Here is a 15,313-nt window from a genome sequence, read left to right as displayed (position 1 = left end):
CTCACAGGGCGAGCGAACTCAGATCGAAGTCGACATAGAGCGGCAGGTGGTCTGTCGCGCGGGCGAGCTTCGCCGGATCGAGGGAGAACACCGGGCGGCTGTGCGGCAGGGACGCAGAGGCGAAGATCGCGTCGATCCGCTTGACCGGAGCTTTCGAGGGGAAAGTGAATTCGTCCAGCGTCGCCTCGTGCAGCGTCTCGCCGAACATCTTCCAGACGTCGTGCCCGGGGGTCTCGTTGAGATCGCCGCCGATGATCGCCGGGATGACGTCAGGTTGCAGCACGCTCATCACAGCCGCCGCCTGCGGTTTGCGCTCGTCCGAACGCAGCGACATGTGCAGGCTCGCGACGTGCAGCGGCGAGTGTCCGGGCAGGCTGATCGTCGCCAGCGCATACCCGCGCGGCTCGTCGCCCTTGCGGACCTCCAGGTTGCGGTGGACGCTGTCGTGCACGTGCACCCGCAGGCTGGTCAGCAACGTGGTGCTCATCCAGCCGCGCTTGCCGTTCGCCCAGGTCATTCCGATGTCGGCCGCGAACCGCGCGATCCGGTGCCCGGAGAGCGGATGCCGGGGAGCCTCCTGCACCAGCAGCACATCCGGCTCCATCAGCCGGATGATCTCCTTCAACGCGTCCGTGTCGTCCTTGAAGGCGCGGACGTTGTACGACACCACCCGCAGGGTGTGCGCTGCCCTCATGCGTCCAGTACCTCCGTGCGTGCCAGGTCGGCGGCGCCGACCAGACCGGCTTCATTGCTGAGTTCGGCTTTCACGATGCGCGCCTCGGGCCGGTAGCCACGGCCGGACAGGTGCCTGCGGAAGGATGCGCGGGCCGGGTCGAGCAGCATCGGACCGGCCGCGCTGACGCCTCCGCCGATCACGAAGGCTCCCGGGTCGAACGCATTGGCCAGATTCGCCAGACCCACTCCCAGCCAGGTACCGATCTCGGCCAGGAGTTCCTGGGCAGTCGGGTCGCCGCCTTGCGCGGCCTCGGTGATCATCGGGCCGGTCAGTCTCGAGGCGTCGCCATCGACCATGGCGGCCATGTCAGCGGCCATCGGCGAGTTCGCTGCGATCATCGAACGGGCTTCTCGCACAAGCGCATTCCCGCTCGCGTACTGCTCCCAGCAGCCACGGTTACCGCATTCACACCGGTGTCCGTCGGGGACGACCTGCATGTGGCCGAACTCCCCCGCGATACCGAACCGGCCACGCTGCATCTGACCGTCGGTGAGAATCGCTCCGCCGATGCCGGTGCCCAGGTTGACCATCACGACATGGGACTCCTCGCGCACCGCTCCGAAGCGCCACTCGGCCCAGCAGGACGCGTTCGCGTCGTTGTCGACGAAGACCGGCAGGTCGATCCGTTGCCGCAACGCCTCACGCAGCGGCTCGTGCCGCCAGGACAGGTGGGGTGCGAACACGACCGTGGCCCGGTCCGAGGAGACGAAGCCCGCGGCGCCGATGCCGATCGCGACCGGGCGGCGCTCGGTGTGTCGCAGGAGTTCCTGGACCGCGTCGACGATGACGTCCTCGACGACGTGCGGCGCGGTCGAACGATGCGGGGTGTCCCGGCGAGTCCGGGCGATGACGGTGCCGTCGGAGTCGACGATGCCGCCGGCGACCTTCGTTCCCCCGATGTCGATCCCGATCGCGAGTTCGTCGCTCCGGCCGGGTTTCACGTTCGCGCTCACGCCTTCGCCGGCCGCACCAGGGCCGCTGCGCCGACCATGCCGGCGTCATTGCCGAGCTGGGCGATCTCGAAGGTGGCGGTCGGCCGGTGACCGCGGCCGGTCAACTGGCGGCCGAATGCCTGACGGATGGGTCCGAGAAGCAGGTCGCCGGCATCGGCCACACCGCCACCGATGACAAACCGAGCCGGGTCGAGCACCGAGGTCAACGAGGCGGCGCCTTCACCGATCCATCGGCCGATGTCGGCCAGCAGCTCGATGGCGGCCGGATCCCCTGCTTGTGCCGCCTCGGTGACGTGTTTGCCCTCGAGTTGTCTGGCGTCCCCCCCGCACTTGTCGGCGAGGCCGCCGGTGTACGGCGAGCCACCGGCGACCAGTGCGCGGGCTTCACGCACGAGGGCGCGACCGCTGCCGTAGCTCTCCAGGCATCCGCGGTTGCCGCACCCGCAGCGAATACCGTCGGGCACCACGCGCATGTGACCGATCTCGGCGGCGATGCCGTAGGAGCCCCGGAAGAGCTCACCGTCGATGATCACGCCACCACCGACTCCGGTACCGATCGTGATCATCACCATGTCGTCGACGTCGTGGCCGGCTCCGTGGATGAACTCGCCGTAGGCAGCGGCGTTCGCGTCGTTCTCGATCGTCACTTCGACGTCGACCGACTTCTCCAGTCGTTCCTTGAGCGGCTCGTCGCGCCAAGCGAGGTTGGGTGAGAACAGGACCGTGGTCCCGGACTTGTCGATGTATCCCGCACACGCCACGCCGGCCCGCTCCACGTCCTCGCCCTCGGCGAGATCGCTGATGACGTCGGCGACTGTCGCTGCGATCTCGTCCACGTTCTCCGCCGGGGAATCGCGGCGGTCGCGCTTGAGGATCGTGCCGTCGGGGGCGATGAGTCCCCCGGCGATCTTCGTGCCGCCGATGTCGATACCGATGGTCGCTCGCGTCGAATTCACGCTGGTCATTCTGCCGAGTCACCGCCGCCGGTTCGGGGACGCGCGGCGTCCGGATCTGTGCCGGCGTCTGTCGTGACCGGAACCTTGTGCGTCCGCGGTGGCTGCTGGGCCTCGGCGGCCGACTTTTGCTCCGGCGTGCCGCGACGTTGCCGTGCCGCTTCCTGCAGGCTCCCGGCGAGCATCCCGATGACATCGGCGATGCGCTCCATCGCGTCCGGGCCGAGGCTCTCGACGAACGAACCGATGCGGCAGACCGGACATACCGCACAGACCTTGGGTGCGTGTGTCGAACTGCAGTCACAGCCACCCGTGGTCGACTTCTCGGCTGACTCCTGCCTTGGTGCTTCCTGCGCGTCCGGAGCGGGAGCACCGGACGACTGAGCCGACGCCTGTGCCTGTGCCTGTGTGTCGGCCCACGCGCCGAGCGATTCCATCAGCTTGATCGCCTCGTCGGCGACCGAGCCGGTCTCGGACGCACGTGGTTCGGACTGCTGGTTCACGAAGTTCCCTCGGGCTGCGTCGGTTCGAATGTCACCCCAAGGATGCCTTGCCGAACCGTGGCGCCTGTCGCGACATGGCGCGCAAGCAGTGAGGGAAGCACGAAGGTGCGGCGCGACTCCTGCACCGCAACGACCAACCGGGTACCTGACTGTTCGAGTTCGACCTCTGCCGGATCGACGAACGGCAAGGGCAGCTCCCAGGTGACAGCACCATCTCGCGCGTCCCCCCGGACGCTCGATTCCCGGGGCGGGTCTGCCAGCTTCTCGGCCCAGTTCCGGGGCAGGTCGGACCACATCGGGATTACCGGAGGGCCATCGCACAGCACGACGTCGTCCCCCTCGGTCACGACCGCCCCCAGACGGCACTGGGCAAGAGCGAGGGCGCAGGCGTGGTGCCGCACATTCGCAGTCGGGCTCCCGTTGCTCGCACACAGAACGGACGCCGTCGCCCGGGACATCACCAGTTCGGACAACCGAACCGCGTCTTCCGCCACCGCCGCCAGTCGACTCGCGCCTGCTTTGTCGATGGCCGATGAACCCATCGCCAGAGCGATCACCGGACGCGTGGCGCGCAACCAGCCGCTGTGCAGGGGGCCCGCCTCGGACAGCAGCCATGGCAGCCGGTGAGCCTGCAGGACGAGTCCGGACAGCTGCGCCCCGGCGTCCACCACCACCCGGTCGAAGCGCTCGAGCAGGCGCGGCAGCTGCCACAGCGCCGGGCCGTCCGTGGCAGACAGCAGCGCCAGCGCCTGGTCCACCACGAACGGATCGAGCCCCCAGGACCGGGCCGCCGACGACAAGATCTCCGGAAGGTCCACCTCCGGTCGGACCTCCACGGCGTCGCGGTGTGTCGTCAGCGTGTGGGCACCGAATCTCGGGTCGAGTGAAACCACACCGACGCTGAGCCCGCGCGCGGCCCAGTCGTCGGCGAGCGCAGCGGCCCAGGTCGATGAACCGGAGCCTCCGGGGCCGCCGACCAGCAGCAGCCTCGGGCTCACCCCTCGGCGCGCTTCTTCAAGCCGGCGAGGGCCGTGTCGATGATCGTGCGCTCGGCCTTGTTGCGCAGCGCACCGATGAGCGGCATCTTCAAGGCGACCGCCAGCTTGTAGGTGACGGACGTCGTGTCGCCCGACCCGGTGATGCTGTAGGTGCCGTCGAGACCTTTGAGCAGGTCGGACCGCACCAGGTGCCAGCTGACCGATCCGGTGCCGTCCTGCGTGACGTCCCAGTCGTACTCCAGCACGTAGGTGTCGCGGATCGGTGCAGCGTCGAGGGTGAACTCGACCTGTTCCGGCCACCCGAGTTCGTCCTCGGAGAGCACCTTCGCGCTCTTCACCTGGGTCGCCCACTCGGGGTAGGCGTCGAAGTCGGCGATGGTGTCGAGAACGGTCGCCGCGTCGGCGGCGATGTCGATCGTGGACTGGGTGCTGTCGGCCATGCGGCCACCCTACCGACGGCCGGATGCAAGTTTCGCCAGATGCTCGGCGAACGATGCACTGAGCGCTCGCTGGGTGGCGGCGAAGGTGGCGTCGAACAGGTCGTCGACGGGTCGCCCTCCGGCGACCGCGGAAACGACGAAACGGCGGTAGCCCACCGGATCGGTGCGCGTGAGCAGGAAGTCGCTGTAGGCGCAGGCGTGCTGGTAGGCGCGCTGGACGTCGGCGGCGTCCGAGTCCAGCTGGGCGTCCGACGGTGGCCCGTGCGGCCGGTCACCCGCTCGAACACGACGCACGAAGGTCGGTGCGTACTGCGCGAACGACAGACCGGATGCGTGCCAGGCCGTGAGCTCGGCCGCGCCCTCGGCAACCCATCGAGCAGCTGCGGAGCGAACCCCGAGCCGGACATGAGTGAACTCGTGAGAAAGGACGAAAACCCTTGCTGCTGAGGGCGATTCGAGGAGGGATGGCGAGATGAGGACGGTGCCGTCCTCGGTGGTGGTCGCAGTGACGGATCGTGCGTTGCGGTCCCCACCGGCAGCAACGAACGCGTCGTGGTCTGCGAAGGCGCGGACGTGCGCGCCTGCCGACGGCCAGGGCGATTGATCACCCCACAAGGACGTGACGATGCTTGCCGCCTTCTCGACGTCGCGGCTGACTGCTGCTCGCAGTTGCGTCGGCACCCCTTGGGCGTCGAGCACGGTGCGGGCGCGGTTGGTCGAACGGGCGGAGGTCGCCGACGTCTCGAACGACTCGGATTCGACAGATCGACCGCATGACGTCAGCACGGCGACACCGACCAGACCGGCGAACCCCGTGAGGGCACCGCGACGGTGGACTTCAGCCATGGACACATCGTCGCCGATGGCGAGATGGGTCGAGCACCAGGTCAGCCGACCGAACGCAGGCCCCTCTCGTCCACCTCCACCTCGACGCTCGCGAGGTCCGCGACGTCGACGAGTCCGAGTGAGACGAACATGTCGAGCGCTGCTCGCTCGCCACGGTCGAGTGCGGGCTGTCGCGGGGCGGGTGGGGCGAGTGCGTACAGATGGGTGACCATGCAGTCGCCACACATCCGGTCTCGGACCGGGCAGGTACGGCAGTCGATGTGCAGTTCGTCGTGCATGTGGTCCTCCTTCGGGTTCGGTCGGATCGCTTGGTCTCCGACTCGGTTTCCACTACGCCGAAGACGCTAAGGGTGAGCACCGACAACCTGCTCGGGCCCGACCTCGGACGAGCCGCGGACACGCCTCGAGCACGGCCCTCCCGACGCTGTCCACCGGCTGCGCCGCGCGTCCTACGGGTCGTTGTCGGTGGCGGCACCTAGCGTTCGGAACATGTCCACCAGACCGGTCGCAGTCCAGGCGACACTCGACGATCTCGGCACACCACTGTCCGATGTCACCTTCGTCGTGCTCGACCTGGAGACAACCGGCGGCGCACCCGCCGGCAGGAACATCACCGAGATCGGTGCGGTGAAGGTGCGCGGCGGCATCGTGCTGGGTGAGTTCCAGACGCTGGTGCGCCCGGGCGAGCCGATCCCGGCGTTCGTGTCCGTACTGACCGGCATCAGCAATGCGATGGTCGCCGGCGCGCCCCGTATCGACGCCGTGCTCGGCCCCTTTCTGGACTTCCTCGGTGACTGCGTGGTCGTCGCCCACAATGCGCCGTACGACGTCGGATTCCTCAAGGCCGCCTGTCGTGACACCGGCGCGGTGTGGCCGCGGCCGGCCGTGGTCGACACCGCGCACCTGGCTCGCCAACTCGTCACCTCCGACGAGGCGCCCAATCGCAAACTCGGCACGCTCGCCCATCTGTTCGGCGCCGCGACCACTCCCGATCACCGAGCGCTGCACGACGCGCGGGCAACCGTCGACGTCCTGCATGCGCTGACCGGACGAGTCGGCAATCTCGGCGTTCACACGCTCGAAGAACTCCAGACCTACAGCAAACGGGTCAGCCCGCAGCAACGGCGCAAGCGGGTGATCGCCGACGATCTGCCGTCCGCTCCGGGTGTCTATGTGTTCAAGGACGCGAACGGTCAGGCCCTGTACGTCGGCACCTCCGTCGACATCAAGAAGCGCGTACGCAGTTACTTCACCGAGAGCGAGAAGCGCCGACGGATGCGCGAGATGGTCGGTCTGGCCGAGTCGGTCACTCCCGTCGTGTGTCAGACCGCGCTCGAGGCGCAGGTGCGTGAGCTTCGGCTGATCGCGCAGCACAAGCCGCGGTTCAACCGCCGTTCGCGCTATCCGGAGCGGGCGGTGTGGGTGAAGCTGACCCAGGAACCCTTCCCGCGGCTGTCCGTCGTCTCCACGGTCCGCGCCGATGCCCGCTCTTACGTCGGCCCGTTCAACTCCAGGACCGCCGCCGAACAGGCCGTCACCGCGGTCCACGACGTCATCCCGCTGCGGCAGTGCACCAAACGGTTGTCGGCTCGGGGCGGGTCCACCGCTTGCGCGCTCTTCGATCTCGGCAAGTGCGGGGCGCCGTGCATCGGCGAGCAGTCCACCGACGAGTACGCCGACATCGCCGCCGACGCCGAACGGCTGCTGACCACCGACGCACGCCCGGTCGTCGATGTACTCACCGAACGGATGGAACGCCTCAGCGATCAGAGCCGGTACGAGGATGCGGCTGACGTGCGCGACCGGATGCTTTCGTTCGTCCGGGGCGCGGCACGCGCCCAGCGACTCGATCCGCTCGCCCGCACCCCAGAGGTCGTCGCAGCACGCCCCGGTGCGGTCGGAGGATGGGAGGTGGTCTGCGTGCGCTACGGCCGATTCGCCGGCACCACCCTCAGCCCACGCGGCGCAGATCCGATGCCCTACATCGCAGCACTGCGCGAAACAGCCGAGGTGGTCGCCGCGCCGGTGGCACCGGCTCCGGCCGCGCTCACGGAAGAAACCGAGAAGGTGCTGCACTGGCTCGAGCAGCCGGGAGTTCGGATCGTGCACACCGACGGAGTGTGGGTGTGCCCGATCAACGGGGCCGCCGGCACCAGAACCCGATTGGAGCAGCAGATGTCCTTGGCGCAGGGCACCCGCGCCGACGCCGGCGATAGAGTGGCCGGGTGATCTCAGCCATCGTTCTCATCACCGCCGACGTCCACCGCATCCCCGAGGTCGCCCAGGAGATCTCCGAGATCAAGGGCATCGCAGAGGTCTACTCGGTCACCGGCGATGTCGACCTCGTCGCGGTCGCGAAGGTCGCACGCCACGAGGACTTCGCCGACGTGATCGCCGATCGCCTCAACAAGGTCGAGGGTGTACTCGACTCACGCACCCACATCGCGTTCCGCACGTATTCCTCGGACGACCTCGGAGCTGCCTTCGCACTCGGCCTCGACGAGTAGTAGCCGCAGCACCGACGTCTGGTGACGCCTGGGGTCAGGCATTCTGCGTGGAGTTGATCCAACGCTCCAAGGCGGCTTTGGCCGCGCCGCTGTCGATCGACCTCTCGGCGGCGGCGACGCCCCGCGAGAGGGCACCGTCCAGGTCGGAATCGGCGCCGAAGCGTCCACCGCTTCCCGACTCCACCACCGCAAGGGCGATGCCTGCATTCAGCAACACGGCGTCCCGCACCGGTCCGGTCGAGCCGTCCATGACCTCGCGCACCACCTGCGCGTTGTGCATGCCGTCGCCCCCGCGCAGCGCCTCCAGCGGTGCCCGCTGCAGGCCGTGGTTCTCCGGATCGATCGAGTGCTCGCTGATCTCACCGTCGTGAATCCACCACACCGTGGACGTCGTCGACAACGTCAGTTCGTCCAGGCCGTCGTCGCCGCGGAACACTGCGGCGTTCTGCTCACGTTCGGCGAAGACTCCGGCGACCAGCGGGGCGACCCGCGGGTCGGCGACACCGACCGCCCGGTACTTCGGGTTGGCCGGATTGGTCATCGGTCCGAGCACGTTGAACGCGGTCGTGACGCCCATTTCCCTTCGGGTCGCCGCGGCGTGACGCATGCTCGGGTGGAAGGTCTGGGCGAAGCAGAAGGTGATCCCGGCCTCGTCCGCGACCTTCTTGACCTGAGCCGGAGTCAGGTCGAGACGGACGCCGAGCGCCTCCATGACGTCGGCCGCGCCGGACGACGACGACGCAGCGCGGTTGCCGTGCTTGACGATCCTGGCGCCTGCGCCGGCGCACACGATCGACGACATGGTCGAGATGTTCACCGTGTGTGCCCGGTCGCCACCGGTACCGACGATGTCGAGGGTGTCGCCCTCGACGCTGATCGGCTGCGCGTGCGCCACCATGACGTCGGCCAACCCCCGAAGTTCGACGACGGTCTCACCCTTGGCGCGCAACGCGACCAGGAAGCCCGCGAGCTGGGAGGGCGATGCATTGCCGGACATGATCTCGTTCATCGCCCAGGACGTCTGATCGAGCGAGAGATCGTCGCCGTCCAGCAGCGAATTGAGGATGGTCGGCCAGGTCAGCTGTGCCGTCACCGGCTCAGCCCTGTCGAGCGACGGAGGCGATCGCGTTCGCGAGGACGAGCGGATCGATGGGGTGCGGCACGGCAGCTTCCGCCTGCGACCAGGACGCGAGCCAACCGTCCGCGGCTCGACCGGTCAGCACCAGCACCTTCGGGCAGTTCACGATCTCGTTCTTCAGCTGGCGGGTGAGCCCGAGGCCACCGACCGGAGCGGCTTCACCGTCGAGAATGAGCAGGTCGTACGTCTCGCTCTCGACCGCTTCGATCACGGCCGGGGCTGTGGCGCACTCGCGCCACGCGACGATCTCCACGTCGCGCGCCGGGCGGCGACCGACACCGACGCGCACTGCGTCGCGGGTGGCGCTGTCGTCGCTGTAGAGCAGGACGGTCAACTGGCGCGGGCCGGAGGACTGCTCCGACCGGGCGGCTTCGGTCGCGGGAACCGGCACGTTCGAACTCATGTCGCTGATGCTACCGACCTCACGGCCGGTGCTCGATCGCGCCCGACCACAACGAACCGCAGATCACAACCACATCACGGCCGCATTCGCTTGCGCCGCACCAAATCCCCGCAACGGCGCGGGCACTCAACCCGCCTGATGCTCGTTGAGTCACGGGAAGTTCACGAAACCGGGGGGTCGATGGCGCACGTCGCAGCCAATGGGGACATAATGGCGCCGTGGCGACAGCAACTACTGCTCACTCGAGCTCCCCCGGTACCAGCCCCGCGGTGACCCGGCCGAACATGACCGCCGTCGGAACGATGGTGTGGCTCTCCAGCGAGCTGATGTTCTTCGCCGGTCTGTTCGCGATGTACTTCACGATCCGCGCCGTTGCGCCGGATCTATGGGCCGATCGCACTGAAGCCCTGAACGTACCCTTCGCGACGGTCAACACCCTGATCCTGGTGATTTCCTCGGTCTGGTGTCAGCTCGGCGTCTTCAAGGCCGAGGCCGGCCAGCCCGCTCGCACCGGCTCCCTGCTCCAGGTCGGCAAGTGGGGCATGCGCGAGTGGTACGCCCTCACCTACGTCTTCGGCGCGATCTTCGTGTCCGGTCAGGTGTATGAGTACTCCGAGATGTTCAGCCACGGCATCTCGATGGACTCCGACGCGTACGGCTCGATGTTCTACATGACCACCGGCTTCCACGGCGTCCACGTCGCGGCCGGTCTGGTCGCCTTCCTGCTGATCATCGGCCGCACCTTCACCACGCGCCGCTACACCCACCACCAGGCCACCGGCGCCATCGTGACCTCCTACTACTGGCACTTCGTCGACGTGGTGTGGATCGCCCTGTTCGCGACCATCTACCTGCTCCAGTGACGACTCCCCCGACCGCTCCGACCGCTCGACGACAGGACAAAGCCTCGTGAGTTCCCTCGCCGCCCGCCGCCGGCATCCCGCCGCACTCCTGGTCGTGCTTCTGCTCGGCCTGGTGCTCACCGGTGGCCTGTACGCACTGTTCGCCCCCAAGAACGCCGACGCCTCCAACGCGAGCGTCGCGTCCGCCGACCAGGTGTCCGAGGGCAAGCAGCTGTTCCTGTCCAACTGCGCCAGCTGCCACGGCATCTCCGCCGCCGGTGGCCCCAACGGCCCGTCGCTGGTCGGTGTCGGAGCCGCAGCCGTCGATTTCCAGGTGGCCACGGGCCGCATGCCGATGCAGCAGCCCGGTGTCCAGGCCGGACGAGCCACCCCGCAGTTCGACCAGAAGCAGACCAACGCGTTGGCCGCCTACGTCGCCTCCCTCGGTGACGGCCCGGCCGTTCCGAGCAAGGAGTACACCTCCGGTGGCGGCAACATCGCCAAGGGTGGCGAGCTGTTCCGCGTCAACTGCGCCATGTGCCACAACTTCGCCGGCTCCGGTGGTGCTCTGACCCGCGGTAAGTACGCGCCGCCGCTGATGAACGTCAGCGAGAAGCACATCTACGAGGCGATGCTCACAGGCCCGCAGTCGATGCCGGTCTTCAACGACACGAACCTGTCGCCGAAGGACAAGCGGGACATCATCGCGTACTTGAAGTACATCGAGACCGAGGCATCGCCGGGCGGCCACAGCCTGGGCAACCTGGGCCCGGTCGCCGACGGCCTGTTCGCCTGGACCATCTTCATCGGCATCCTCATCGGCTTCGCCGTCTGGCTGGGCAAGAAGGCGGCGTGATGACAGACCCCACTCCGCAGGAGGATCCCGCAGTGACGAACCAAGTCGCACGGCACTCGAACGACGCGCACGGCAGCCACGGCACCGCGGTCGCGTCGCACGGGGCCGCCGACACCCCGGAAAATTTCGAGAACCCGGGACTCCCCCCGCACATCCACCGTCACGGTGACCACGACGAGAAGGCCGCGAAGCGGTCCGAACTCCAGGTCGTCACGATGTTCGGTCTGTCGATGTTGTTCACGCTGCTGTTCATCGTGAGCTACTTCGCGATCGGCCAGGACGCCACCGTCACGCTGCCGCTGAGCGGCAAGGTGGGCGCGAGTCACACCGCACTCGGCGTGACGCTCGGTCTGTCGATCCTGTTCATCGGCCTGGGCGCCATCCACTGGGCCAAGACGCTGATGTCGGACGAGGAAGTCGTCGAGGAGCGCCACCCGCTGCGCTCGGACGACGAGACCCGTGCCAGCGTCGTGAAGACCCTCGCCGACGCCGCCGAGTCCACCCACCTGACGCGTCGTCCGCTGTTGAAGATGACCATGGGCGGTGCACTCGGCCTGTTCGCACTCCCCCTCGGCCTGCAGCTGCTGGGCTCGATGGGTCCGATGCCGCGCAACGACCTCGAGGTCACCCTTTGGGGCAAGAAGCTCAACGGCAAGAACCGTCGCCTGATGCGCGACCCCGCCGGCACCGCGATCCGTCTGTCCGATGTCACTCTCGGTTCGGTGTTCCACGTGCTGCCCGAAGGCGTGAACGAGACCGAGCACCCGCTGAACGAAAAGGCCAAGTCCTCGGTCATCCTGGTCAGCCTCGACGAGAACAAGATCAAGTCGCAGAAACAGCGTGACTGGGGCATCGGGGGCGTCGTCGCCTACTCCAAGATCTGCACCCACGTCGGCTGTCCGGTCGGCCTGTACGAACAGCAGACGCACCACCTGCTGTGCCCGTGTCACCAGTCGACCTTCGACATGACCGAGGACTGCAAGGTCATCTTCGGCCCGGCCAAGCGTCCGCTGCCACAGTTGAAGATCTCGGTCGATGACGAGGGTTACCTGGTCGCCGACGGCGACTTCGCCGACGCTGTCGGCCCGAGCTTCTGGGAGCTTGCATGAGTACCGCTGCACACCGTCCTGCGGACGCCCTGCGCACCGACGATCGCACCGACGCCCCGAAGAAGAGCGGCGGCCCGGCCGGCGCGATCGGCAACTGGGTCGACGAGCGCACCGGCGCTGCGAAGGCTGCCAAGTTCTTGATGAAGAAGGTCTTCCCGGACCACTGGTCGTTCATGCTCGGCGAGATCGCGATGTACTCGATGATCGTCGTGCTGATCACCGGCACCTTCCTGACCTTCTGGTTCGTGCCGAGCATGGGCCACACGGTCTACGACGGCTCCTACGTGCCGATGCAGGGCGTGCCGATGTCGGAGGCCTTCGCGTCCACCATCGACATCTCCATGGACGTGCGCGGTGGTCTGCTGATCCGTCAGATGCACCACTGGGGCGCGCTGATCTTCCTCGTGTCGATCATGCTGCACATGTTCCGTGTGTTCTTCACCGGAGCCTTCCGCAAGCCGCGTGAGATCAACTGGGTCATCGGACTGCTGCTGTTCATGCTCGCGATGATCGAGGGCTTCGCCGGCTACTCGCTGCCGGACGACCTGCTGTCCGGTACGGGTGTCCGCGCCGCCCAGGGCTTCATCCTCAGCGTCCCGGTCATCGGCACCTACATCGCCTACGGCCTGTTCGGTGGCGGCTTCCCGGGTGAGGCGATCATCCCCCGCCTGTACACCGTCCACGTGCTGCTGCTGCCGGCTCTTCTGATCGGCCTGTTCACCGCGCACATCCTGCTGGTGATGGTGCACAAGCACACCCAGTACCCCGGGCCGGGTCGCACCGAGAAGAACGTCGTCGGCTTCCCGCTGATGCCGGTCTACACGGCCAAGGCCGGTGGCTTCTTCTTCATCGTGTTCGGTGTTATCGCCCTGGTGTCCGCACTGGTGACCATTAACCCGATCTGGATGTACGGCCCGTACGAGCCGACGCAGGTGACTGCCGGATCGCAGCCCGACTGGTACATGGGCTTCGCCGACGGCGCGTTGCGACTGCTACCGGGCTGGCTCGAATTCAACCTGCTGGGCCATACCTACAGCTTCAACGTGATGATCGGCGCCGTGCTGCTCATTCCGCTGATGTGGACCGCGATGGGTATCTACCCGTTCCTGGAGCGCTGGGTCACCGGTGACACCAAGGAGCACCACCTGCTCGACCGCCCGCGCAACAACCCGACGCGCACCGGCATCGGCATGGCGTTCATCACGTTCTACTTCATCCTGCTGTTCGCAGCCGGTAACGACCTGATGGCGATCAAGCTGCATCTGTCGATCAACGACATCACCTGGTTCTTCCGCATCATGGTGTTCCTCGGCCCGATCATCGCTTTCTGGGTGACCAAGCGAATCTGCCTGAGTCTGCAGCGTCGCGACCGCGATCTCGTCCTGCACGGACGCGAGACCGGGCGTATCGTCCGCACGGCCGACGGTCGCTTCTTCGAGGCCCACGAGCCGATCGACGAGTACAAGCGTTGGCCGCTGGTGTCGTACAAGTCCTACCGCCCGGTCGGGGCCGGTCCGGACGTCGACGCGAACGGTGTGCGCCGCAAGGGCACCAAGGGCGAGAAGCTGCGCGCCAAGCTGTCGAACTTCTACTTCAGTGACCGCATCGAGCCGGTGACCCCGGCCGAGCTCGCAGCCGAGCACCACACGCACGGCCGCGAAGCCGAACTGGAGCAGGCTGCGATCGCCGCCACCAAGAAGCCGTCCTTCGGGCACTTCTCCGGTGTGGGCACCGCGCAGGAACTCGACGAGCACAGCGCGTACAACCGTCGCGACACCGACGACCGCGAGACCAGCGACACCCACTGATCTCGCACCCTGTCACCGAACCCGACCGACGAACCGGCTGATCACCTATGAAGAATGCGGACAATCCCGCTCTCCTGCAAGGTCATTGGCCGGTTCGTTGTGTCTGGGGTGGCTCGGGCGCGCGGCACATGGCCCTCGAGGCGAAGGCACCGTTGCTCGCCGTCGTGGTGGACGTGTGCAGTTTCAGCACCTGCGTCTCGCTGGCAACCGATCGAGGCGCGGTCGTCTACCCGTACCGATGGCGCGACTCCGGTGCCGCCCGTCTGGCCGAGAAGACCGGGGCGGTGCTGGCCAGTCAACGGCATGAGCGCGGGGTCGGAGATCCGCCCGGACAATTGTCGCTGTCTCCCGCCTCGATCCTGGCCGCAGAACCCTTCAAGGCCCTGGTGCTTCCCTCCCCCAACGGCTCGACGATCAGCGCTGCCCTGGCGGAGACCGGGGCCGAGGTCGTCGTGGGCTGCCTGCGCAATGCGCGTGCAGTCTGCGAGCATGCCGCCAAGCACCTGGAGAACGGCGGCGAAGTGCTGGTCGTGCCGGCCGGCGAACGCTGGCCCGACGGCACGATGCGCGTCGCCAGCGAAGATCTCTGGGGCGCCGGCGCCATCCTGTGCGGGCTGCCCGCCGAAGCTCGCTCCCCCGAAGCTGAGGTCGCCGTGGAGGCGTACCGCGCGGTGAAACGTACCTTGGCCGGCCGGTTGAAGACCATCAGCAGTGGCATCGAGCTCATCTCCAAGGGGTACGGCGACGACGTCAACCTCATCGGTCAGCTGAACGCCAGTAACGGCGTCCCCAAGCTTGTCGACGGCGCCTTCCAGGCGACGCGTCAGCCACGCCAGTTGACGTGACCGTCCCGCTGTCCCGCGCAGACTTCGAGGACGCCGTCGCCGATGCCCTCGACGAGATCCCGCAGGACCTTTTCGACCGCCTGGACAACGTCGTCATCCTGATCGAGGACGAGCCGACGGACGAACAACGTGGTCAACACGCCGAGCTGCTGGGCCTGTACGTCGGCATCCCGCTGCCCCAGCGCATGGACAGCTACATATACGGCTCCTTGCCCGACCGCATCTTCCTGTTCCAGGGCCCGCTCACCCGGCACAGCCGTGACCGGGCCGACCTCATCGAACAGATCCGCGTCACCACGCTGCACGAGATCGGCCACTACTTCGGCATCGACGACGACCGTCTGCACGAACTCGGCTGGGGCTGAGCATTCACCGC

The 15,313-nt window shown here is 67.4% G+C and carries 18 protein-coding genes; 8 read left to right on the top strand and 10 right to left on the bottom strand.

The annotated features are described in order from the left end of the window. Position 1 precedes the first annotated feature (1 nt). From FB459_RS08230 to FB459_RS08195, 8 genes are read right to left on the bottom strand one after another with little or no spacing between them, the layout of a single operon-like run. Positions 2-694 (bottom strand): endonuclease/exonuclease/phosphatase family protein, encoded by a 693-nt coding sequence (locus FB459_RS08230; protein WP_141928109.1) that lies wholly within the window; start codon positions 692-694, stop codon positions 2-4. Further along, positions 691-1,689, bottom strand: a complete 999-nt coding sequence (locus FB459_RS08225) for an ROK family glucokinase (RefSeq protein ID WP_246092375.1) — start codon at positions 1,687-1,689, stop codon at positions 691-693. The genes FB459_RS08230 and FB459_RS08225 overlap by 4 nt, the downstream gene beginning before the upstream one ends. Further along, positions 1,686-2,645 (bottom strand): ROK family glucokinase, encoded by a 960-nt coding sequence (locus tag FB459_RS08220; RefSeq protein WP_246092373.1) that lies wholly within the window; start codon positions 2,643-2,645, stop codon positions 1,686-1,688. The genes FB459_RS08225 and FB459_RS08220 overlap by 4 nt, the downstream gene beginning before the upstream one ends. Positions 2,646-2,650: 5 nt before the next feature. Further along, entirely contained in the window at positions 2,651-3,145 is a 495-nt protein-coding gene (locus tag FB459_RS08215) for a hypothetical protein (RefSeq protein WP_141928107.1), read from the bottom strand. Beyond that, positions 3,142-4,143, bottom strand: coding sequence for an ArsA family ATPase (locus FB459_RS08210; RefSeq protein ID WP_141928106.1), 1,002 nt, complete (start codon positions 4,141-4,143; stop codon positions 3,142-3,144). Before FB459_RS08210 ends, FB459_RS08215 begins: the two co-directional genes overlap by 4 nt. Beyond that, the gene (locus tag FB459_RS08205; protein ID WP_141928105.1) at positions 4,140-4,583 is read right to left on the bottom strand and encodes an SRPBCC family protein; all 444 of its coding nucleotides are present in this window, start codon (positions 4,581-4,583) and stop codon (positions 4,140-4,142) included. The genes FB459_RS08210 and FB459_RS08205 overlap by 4 nt, the downstream gene beginning before the upstream one ends. A 9-nt stretch (positions 4,584-4,592) precedes the next feature. Further along, positions 4,593-5,429, bottom strand: coding sequence for a hypothetical protein (locus FB459_RS08200; protein WP_141928104.1), 837 nt, complete (start codon positions 5,427-5,429; stop codon positions 4,593-4,595). Positions 5,430-5,470: 41 nt separating this feature from the next. Beyond that, positions 5,471-5,707, bottom strand: coding sequence for a hypothetical protein (locus FB459_RS08195; protein WP_141928103.1), 237 nt, complete (start codon positions 5,705-5,707; stop codon positions 5,471-5,473). 211 nt (positions 5,708-5,918) lie between these two features. Here FB459_RS08195 and FB459_RS08190 point away from each other — a divergent pair, with 211 nt between their 5' ends. Next, positions 5,919-7,658: a DEDD exonuclease domain-containing protein gene (locus tag FB459_RS08190; protein WP_141928102.1), complete on the top strand. Its 1,740-nt coding sequence runs from the start codon at positions 5,919-5,921 to the stop codon at positions 7,656-7,658. Beyond that, a complete protein-coding gene (locus FB459_RS08185) occupies positions 7,655-7,936 on the top strand; it encodes an Lrp/AsnC family transcriptional regulator (protein ID WP_141928101.1) in 282 nt (93 codons plus the stop codon). Before FB459_RS08190 ends, FB459_RS08185 begins: the two co-directional genes overlap by 4 nt. Positions 7,937-7,970: 34 nt before the next feature. Here the strand turns inward: FB459_RS08185 and trpD are convergent, their stop codons facing one another. Together trpD and FB459_RS08175 are read right to left on the bottom strand one after the other, a co-directional pair. Beyond that, a complete protein-coding gene (trpD, locus tag FB459_RS08180; protein ID WP_141928100.1) occupies positions 7,971-9,029 on the bottom strand; it encodes an anthranilate phosphoribosyltransferase in 1,059 nt (352 codons plus the stop codon). Positions 9,030-9,033: 4 nt separating this feature from the next. Then, the gene (locus FB459_RS08175) at positions 9,034-9,477 is read right to left on the bottom strand and encodes a response regulator (RefSeq protein WP_141928099.1); all 444 of its coding nucleotides are present in this window, start codon (positions 9,475-9,477) and stop codon (positions 9,034-9,036) included. A gap of 218 nt (positions 9,478-9,695) precedes the next feature. On the opposite strand from FB459_RS08175, the gene ctaE reads away from it, so the two are divergent. From ctaE to FB459_RS08145, 6 genes are read left to right on the top strand one after another with little or no spacing between them, the layout of a single operon-like run. Continuing rightward, on the top strand, positions 9,696-10,340 hold the full coding sequence (ctaE, locus tag FB459_RS08170; protein ID WP_484455998.1) for an aa3-type cytochrome oxidase subunit III: 645 nt from the start codon (positions 9,696-9,698) through the stop codon (positions 10,338-10,340). A 46-nt stretch (positions 10,341-10,386) separates the two neighbouring features. Next, positions 10,387-11,175 carry a cytochrome bc1 complex diheme cytochrome c subunit gene (gene qcrC / locus FB459_RS08165; protein WP_141928098.1) on the top strand — a complete coding sequence of 263 codons (789 nt, stop codon included), beginning with the start codon at positions 10,387-10,389 and terminating at the stop codon, positions 11,173-11,175. Positions 11,176-11,207: 32 nt separating this feature from the next. Further along, positions 11,208-12,284: a cytochrome bc1 complex Rieske iron-sulfur subunit gene (gene qcrA, locus FB459_RS08160; protein WP_240795867.1), complete on the top strand. Its 1,077-nt coding sequence runs from the start codon at positions 11,208-11,210 to the stop codon at positions 12,282-12,284. Continuing rightward, entirely contained in the window at positions 12,281-14,092 is a 1,812-nt protein-coding gene (gene qcrB, locus FB459_RS08155) for a cytochrome bc1 complex cytochrome b subunit (RefSeq protein ID WP_141928097.1), read from the top strand. The genes qcrA and qcrB overlap by 4 nt, the downstream gene beginning before the upstream one ends. Before the next feature lie 47 nt (positions 14,093-14,139). Next, a complete protein-coding gene (locus FB459_RS08150) occupies positions 14,140-14,937 on the top strand; it encodes a 2-phosphosulfolactate phosphatase (RefSeq protein ID WP_141928096.1) in 798 nt (265 codons plus the stop codon). Further along, a complete protein-coding gene (locus tag FB459_RS08145) occupies positions 14,934-15,302 on the top strand; it encodes a metallopeptidase family protein (RefSeq protein ID WP_141928095.1) in 369 nt (122 codons plus the stop codon). Before FB459_RS08150 ends, FB459_RS08145 begins: the two co-directional genes overlap by 4 nt. Positions 15,303-15,313: the final 11 nt, after the last annotated feature.

It is taken from the genome of Yimella lutea, from assembly GCF_006715095.1.
In the GTDB taxonomy this organism is placed as follows: domain Bacteria; phylum Actinomycetota; class Actinomycetes; order Actinomycetales; family Dermatophilaceae; genus Yimella; species Yimella lutea.
Note: the sequence above shows the minus strand (reverse complement) of the source record. Positions and strands in the feature narration are given on the sequence as shown.